4 protein-coding genes are annotated in these 6,323 nt (G+C 68.1%); all 4 read right to left on the reverse strand.

The window, feature by feature from the left end; all coding sequences use genetic code 11:
* A partial coding sequence (locus ACFULQ_RS48275; RefSeq protein ID WP_383557995.1) for a S8 family serine peptidase occupies window positions 1–875 on the reverse strand: 875 nt, incomplete at its 3' end.
* Between the two features lie 201 nt (window positions 876–1,076).
* Window positions 1,077–1,760 (reverse strand): ABC transporter ATP-binding protein, encoded by a 684-nt coding sequence (locus tag ACFULQ_RS48280; protein WP_383557988.1) that lies wholly within the window; start codon window positions 1,758–1,760, stop codon window positions 1,077–1,079.
* Window positions 1,761–1,989: 229 nt separating this feature from the next.
* Window positions 1,990–3,444 (reverse strand): ABC transporter permease, encoded by a 1,455-nt coding sequence (locus ACFULQ_RS48285; RefSeq protein WP_383557990.1) that lies wholly within the window; start codon window positions 3,442–3,444, stop codon window positions 1,990–1,992.
* 257 nt (window positions 3,445–3,701) lie between these two features.
* Window positions 3,702–6,323 (reverse strand): S8 family serine peptidase (locus ACFULQ_RS48290; protein WP_383557993.1); only part of this gene is annotated, 2,622 nt, incomplete at its 5' end.

Genomic DNA, 6,323 nt, shown 5'->3' on the forward strand with positions numbered 1-6,323 from the left:
ACCTTGCCGTTGAGGATCTTGGCGCCGGGCGCGACACCCTTGTACTTGCCGCCCGACTTGGCACCCGTGCCCGCCGCGATGGAGGCGACATGCGTGCCGTGCCCGAACTTGTCGGTCGCGTCCGGGGAGGTGGAGAAGTTCTTGGACTCGACCACCTGGGTCTTGAGGTCCGGGTGAGTGGCGTCCACACCGGTGTCCAGTACGGCGATCTTGACGCCCTTGCCGTCGTAACCGGCCGCCCACGCCTTGGGAGCGCCGATCTGCGGCACGGACTTGTCGAGGCTGGCCTTGCGCACGCCGTCGAGCCAGACGTGCGCGATACCGGAGGCGGTGGTGCCCCCGTTGGTGACCGCGTCCCACAGCTCGGGGGTTTCCTTCTGCGGCGTCTGGACGGCGTCCGCGTTGAGCGTCTTCAGGGTCCGCCGCAGGGTGCCCGCGTCGCGGACGTCGGCCTTGGCGGCCGTGGCGGCGCCCTGGTAACCGACGATGACCTTGAGCCCCTTGGCCTGGGACTTGCGGGTGGCGGCCTTGTTGAGCTCGGTGATGTCGAACAGCCGCTGGTCGAGCTTGCCGCTCGCGACCAGGCGGACCGCGTCGCCCGGCACCACGAGGGTGTGGCCGTCGACCTTGCGGATCTGCACGGGTATGTGTTCGCGCCCCTTCGCGCGTTCCAGACCGACGACCCGGCCCTTGGCGTCGACGGCGACCCGGTCACCGGTGATCAGGGTGATGTGGTGCTTCGCGGTGAGTCCGGCGCCGGCGGATTCCGCCGCGCTCACCGCCTGCCGCGCGTCCGCCGAGGCGGGGCTGGTCATGCCCGCCGCGAGCGCTACGGCCGCCGCTGTGGCGATCGTGGCCGCGCATGCCTTTTTCACTTGTCTGCGCAAGATTCCCCCTTGCAGAAGAACCGGGTGAATTCCCCGTTCACCCGGCCGGGGGTGGTCTCGCACGCATGCGCGTGCACCCCCCGGAACTCGCAGTATGCCGAGGGGTGATCACGGCCTTCAATAGACACGTCACCGACAGCAAAGTCTGTTACAAGACTGCCGGATTCAGCGGGAGTTGAGGCCAAGGGTTCAGGAAGCGGCGTTCTCCTTCACGGTGATCCGCCCCTTGCGGATCGTGGCCAGACGAGGGGCCTTCTTCGCGATCGCGGAGTCGTGGGTGACCATGATGAAGGTCAACCCCAGCTCCTTCCACATGCGTTCGAGTACGTCCATGATCTCGTCGCGCATCGACTCGTCGAGGTTGCCGGTGGGTTCGTCGGCGAGGAGCACCTTCGGCTGCTTGACGAGGGCGCGGGCGATGGCGACGCGTTGCTGCTGGCCGCCGGACATCTCGGAGGGCAGATGCGCGAGCCGCTCCCCGAGGCCTACGGAGGTGAGCGCCTCGGCCGCCCGTTCCCTGCGCTCCTTGCCCTTCACGCCGAGGGGTACGAGGGCGGTCTCGACGTTCTCCTGGGCGGTGAGGGTGGGGATCAGGTTGAAGCTCTGGAAGACGAAGCCGATGTTCTCGCTGCGGACCCTGGTGAGCTTGGCCTCCGACAGCTTGGCCAAGTCGGTGCCGTCCAGGACGACTTCGCCCTCGGTGGGCTTGTCGAGACCGCCGAGCATCTGGAGGAGCGTGGACTTGCCGCCGCCGGTGGGGCCCTGGATGACGAGGCGGTCCCCGTCGGCGATGGTGAGATCGACCCCGGCGAGGGCGTCGACGGTGTCCTTGCCTCGGGTGTAGCGCTTGGTGACGCTTCTGAGTTCGTACATGGTGAGCTCCTGGGTGGGGTTCGGGGTGGTTCGGATCGTTGTCGGCTGCGGGTCGGTGGGGGCGGGTCGCGCAGTTCCCCGCGCCCCTGGGTGGGTTACAGCTAGGCATGCCTGGCCCGCACCCACTCAGGGGCGCGGGGAACTGCGCGACGAGCCACGAGGCACCCGCACCCGCGCGACCACAAGGCGAGGCACATCCATAGGCGCACCGGCACCACAGCCGACGCCGCTACTCGACGCGTCGCAGCGCGTCCGCCGGCCGCAACCGCGACGCCCGCCACCCACCGAACGCACCGGCGATGAGACCCCCGGCCACCGCCAGACCGACCGCGATCGCCACCGTCGTCAGACTGACCGGCGCGCTGAGGGAGACGTCCAGCGTCTTCGCGGCAGCCCGCCGACCGAAGCCGCCGATACCGCCGGGACCACCGGTGCCGCCACCTCCACCGCCGCCCAACTGGGCTTGCAGCGTGGGGCTGATGGCCGTCACGGCGTACGCCCCCGCCAGGCCCAGGCCGATCCCCAGCGCCCCACCGAGCAGCCCGTTCACCATCGCCTCGCCGACGACCTGCCGGGTCACACGTCCCGACTTCCACCCCAGCGCCTTGAGCGTGCCGAACTCCCGCACCCGGCGCGACACCGCGGAGGAGGTCAGCAGACCGGCGACGAGGAACGCGGCCACCAGCACCGCGATGGACAGCCACTTGCCGACGTTGGACGCCAGGGAGGAGGCCGTGGACAGCGACCCGGACACCGTGTCCGCGAGATCCGCCGAGGTCGTCACCGTCGTACCCGAGATGTTCTTCTGGATCGACGACTTGACGGAGTTGATCTTCTGCGAGTCGGTCGCCTTGACGTAGATCGTGGTGACCTTGTTCTTCGAGTCGCTGAGGGTCTGGGCCTGCGTGAGCGGGATGTAGACGTTGGCGGCCGCGTCCCCGCTGTCCGCGGTGGCGACGCCGATCACCTTGAACTTGACGCTCTTGATGGTGACGGTGGAGCCGACCTTGAGCTTCTTCTCCTTGGCGTACGCGGAGTCGAGGACCGCGACCTTGGCGTTCGTCTCGGTCGATGTGAAGGTACGGCCGCTGGTGATCTTGGAGGAGGTCAGCGGGCCGAGGGCCGGCTTGGTGACGTCCGTGCCGTAGACGGAGTAGTTGTTGACGTCGAATTCGGCGCCGCCGCCCCGCACTTCACCCTGGGGCTGGCCGGTTCCGCCACCGCCACGGTTGAAGCCCTCGCCGCCGCCGTTGCCGTTCTGCTGGAACTCGCCCCGGGTGAACTGGCCGTTGATCTTGATGACCTGGAGGCTCAGTCCGCCGACCGCGTCGGAGACGCCGGACTGCTGGTCGACCTTGGCGACGGTCGAGGTGGACAGGGTCTGGAAGCCCTGCACCATCACACGGTCGCTGCTCTGTTCGGTGTTGGAGCCGCTGTCCTGCGCGTCGAACTGGAAACGCGGCCGGTCGGACGAACTGGCCTGCGGCTGGGCCGCCTTGGTGACGGTCATGTCGGTGCCCAGCCCGTAGAGCGACTGGAGCACCTTGTCCTGGGCCTTGCCCATGCCGGAGGACACGGAACTGACCACGATGACCAGCGCGATACCCAGCGCGAGCCCGGAGGCGACGACAAGGGCCGCCTTTCTGCGGCGGCGCAGCTCGCGCCTCAGGTAGGTGAAGAACATGGCCGAAAGCTAGGCAGGCCGCGTGATGACTCCATAAGCCCCTTATAAGAGCTGCATGAGAAGCCTGTCCGTGAGCCTGGGACAAGCCGTCACAGGGCTGTCAGAACGGGGGGACATCTCGCACGCACCGCACGCGCCGCCCGCACCGCACACACCGCCCGCGCCGCCCCCGCCGCCCGCGCCCCACGCACCGCACGCGAAAGGCCCGCCGGAAGCGCTGTGCTCCCGGCGGGCCCCCACCTACCACTGCCTACAGGTCACTTCCCGTAGTACGCGTTGTAGATCGAGATCGTCGACTTGTTGCCCTTCTTGTCGGCGATCTTGGCGTGGAAGGAGATCGCCTTCCCCTTCGCCGGGTTCTTCACGGTGATCCGGCCGTCCTTGACCGAGACCTTCTTCCAGGTCTGGCCGTAGTCGTAGGACACGTACACCGCGAGGGACTTCAGGTTGGAGCCCTTGGCGGCACCCTCCACCGTCAGCGGGATCTTGACCGTCTTGTCCGCCTCGACCCTGCTGTCCAGACCCGTCTTCGCGTTGAAGCGGACCGTGGAGGCGGGCAGCTTCGTGGGGTCGGCCGACTTCTTGGACGTGAAGGTCCAGCTGGCGTCGATCCGGGTGGAGGCCGCGGCGACCCTGACACTGCGCTTGACCGAGGTCGTCAGCTTGTACGTCGCCTGGCCGGCCGGAACCTTGAAGCTCTTCTCACCGAACAGCGGGTCGTCGTTCGAGCCGACCTTCACGCCGTTCTTGTAGAGCGTGGTGGTGACCGAGGTGAACGCCGAGGAGCCGGCGTGGCCCTGACCGTCCGCGAACAGCGGGAGGGAGCCGAAGATCTCGTTGCCGTCGCGGTACAGCCCGAAGTCGGCGTTGAGATGCGGACCGAAGACCGCGGTGTTGAAGGTCTTCGCGTACGACTTGCCGCCCTGGAAGGACTGCCCGGCACCGAGTGTGTAGTACGCCTCGGAGAGCGGGAAGCCGTCCGGGTCGACCCCACCGGCCTGCGAGAACTCCATCTCCCACTTCACCCCGCTGAGGGTGGACAGGTGCAGGGTGCGGGTACCGGGCAGGGTCTGCTGCTTGCTCATCGAGGAGGCGAAGAAGGAGCCGGGCAGCCAGCCCATGGCGCTGACCGAGCCCTTCTTGCCGCTCGCCGCCGCACCCAGGCCGACCTTCACCTTGGCCAGCTCGCTCGCCTTGTAGTGCTTGGTGTAACCGGTGGCGAACTGCTTGACCTTGCCGCCGGCCACGGTGTCGTACTGCTCGGTGGCCCCCTTGGACCAGTGGCCGTCGAACTGCTCACTGAGCGAACCGTCGGTCACCTGCGGGCCGAAGTGCGCGGTGCGGAAGCCCGCGTAGGAGTCCAGGAACCAGCCGTAGACGAACCCGCCGTTGGCCGTGTCGATCTGGAAGCCGGGCGAGGCGAACTCCGACTTGGCGGCCGCGTCCGGCACGGTGATGTCGACCGGCTTGGCCTTACGGGCGTCCAGCGTGATCGTCGTGTTTTTGGTGACGTTCAGCTTCGGCTGGACCATCCAGTCGGCACCCTTGGTGAAGTCCTCCGGGTCCACGTAGTACGCGGAGTTGAGGATGTAACCGCCCTTGGGCACCCGGACGGTGACCGAGCCGTCCTCCTCGTACGGGCTGTACCGCTTGCCGTTCGCGAGGCCTGAGATACCGGCCAGGTCCGCGCTGTAGTTCTTGGTCGGCTTGCCGTCGCGGTCGAGGACGTTCAGCGTGACGGCGTACGACTCGACCTCGCGCTGTACGGCGGCCGCCGTGCGGACGGTCTGGCCGCCGCCGGTCGCGGTCACGTACGCCGAGTAGGCACCGTCGAGCGTGCCGCCCAGCTTGGTGTTCACCGTCACGTCCACGGACGCCTTGCCGCCCGCCGGAACGGTCACCGTGGTCGCCGCCAGCTTGAAGAAGCCCGCCGGAGCGGCCTGCCCCTTCGGGTCGGTCGCCGTCGACGCCAGCTTCAGCGTCACGTCCTTGGTGCCCAGGTTGCGGTAGGTCAGCTTCTTGGTGACCGGCTTGTCATCGGTGTGCGGCCACTGCTGCGTACCGAAACTCACCGACACCGGGTCCGCGATCACGGTCTGCTTGATGGCCTTGTCGACCTGGATACGGCCCGAACCCTGCTGGAACGGCGTGTACTTACCGCCCTTCGTCGACCCGGTCAGCGCACCCTTCAGCTCGGCATAACCCCACTCCGGGTGCTCCTGCTTCAGGATGGCCGCCGCGCCCGCCACATGCGGAGTCGCCATCGACGTACCCGAGATCGTCAGATAGCCCGGCGGCTTCTCACCGACCTCCTGATCGATGAGACTGCCGGGAGCGGCCGCCGCGGTGATGTCCACGCCGGGCGCGGTCACATCGGGCTTGATCTGCCCGTCGAGGCCGGGGCCGGTGCTGGAGAAGGACGCCAGCTTGTCCTTGTCGTCGACCGCGCCGACGGTCAGGGCCGCAGCCGCGCTGCCCGGGGAGCCGATGGTCTGGTCGCCGAAGTCGCCCTCGTTGCCGGCGGCGATGGCGAACAGGATGCCCTTGGTCTCCGAGAGCTTGTTGACCTCGGCTTCCAGCGGGTCGATCTCCGGGGTGTCGCCGCCGCCCAGGCTGAGGTTGACGACGTCGGCGCCCTGCTCGGCCGCCCACTCCATGCCCGCGAGGATCTGCGAGTCCTCGCCGTAGCCGTCGTCGCTGAGCACCTTGCCGTTGAGGATCTTGGCGCCGGGCGCGACACCCTTGTACTTGCCGCCCGACTTGGCACCCGTGCCCGCCGCGATGGAGGCGACATGCGTGCCGTGCCCGAACTTGTCGGTCGCGTCCGGGGAGGTGGAGAAGTTCTTGGACTCGACCACCTGGGTCTTGAGGTCCGGGTG

The sequence above is a fragment of the Streptomyces sp. NPDC057253 genome, assembly GCF_042669125.1.
Classification (GTDB): domain Bacteria; phylum Actinomycetota; class Actinomycetes; order Streptomycetales; family Streptomycetaceae; genus Streptomyces.

Coding starts and splice junctions, on each gene's coding strand:
- ACFULQ_RS48280 (WP_383557988.1), bottom strand. CDS start 1,760: ATGTACGAACTCAGAAGCGTCACCAAGCGCTACACCCGAGGCAAGGAC.
- ACFULQ_RS48285 (WP_383557990.1), bottom strand. CDS start 3,444: ATGTTCTTCACCTACCTGAGGCGCGAGCTGCGCCGCCGCAGAAAGGCG.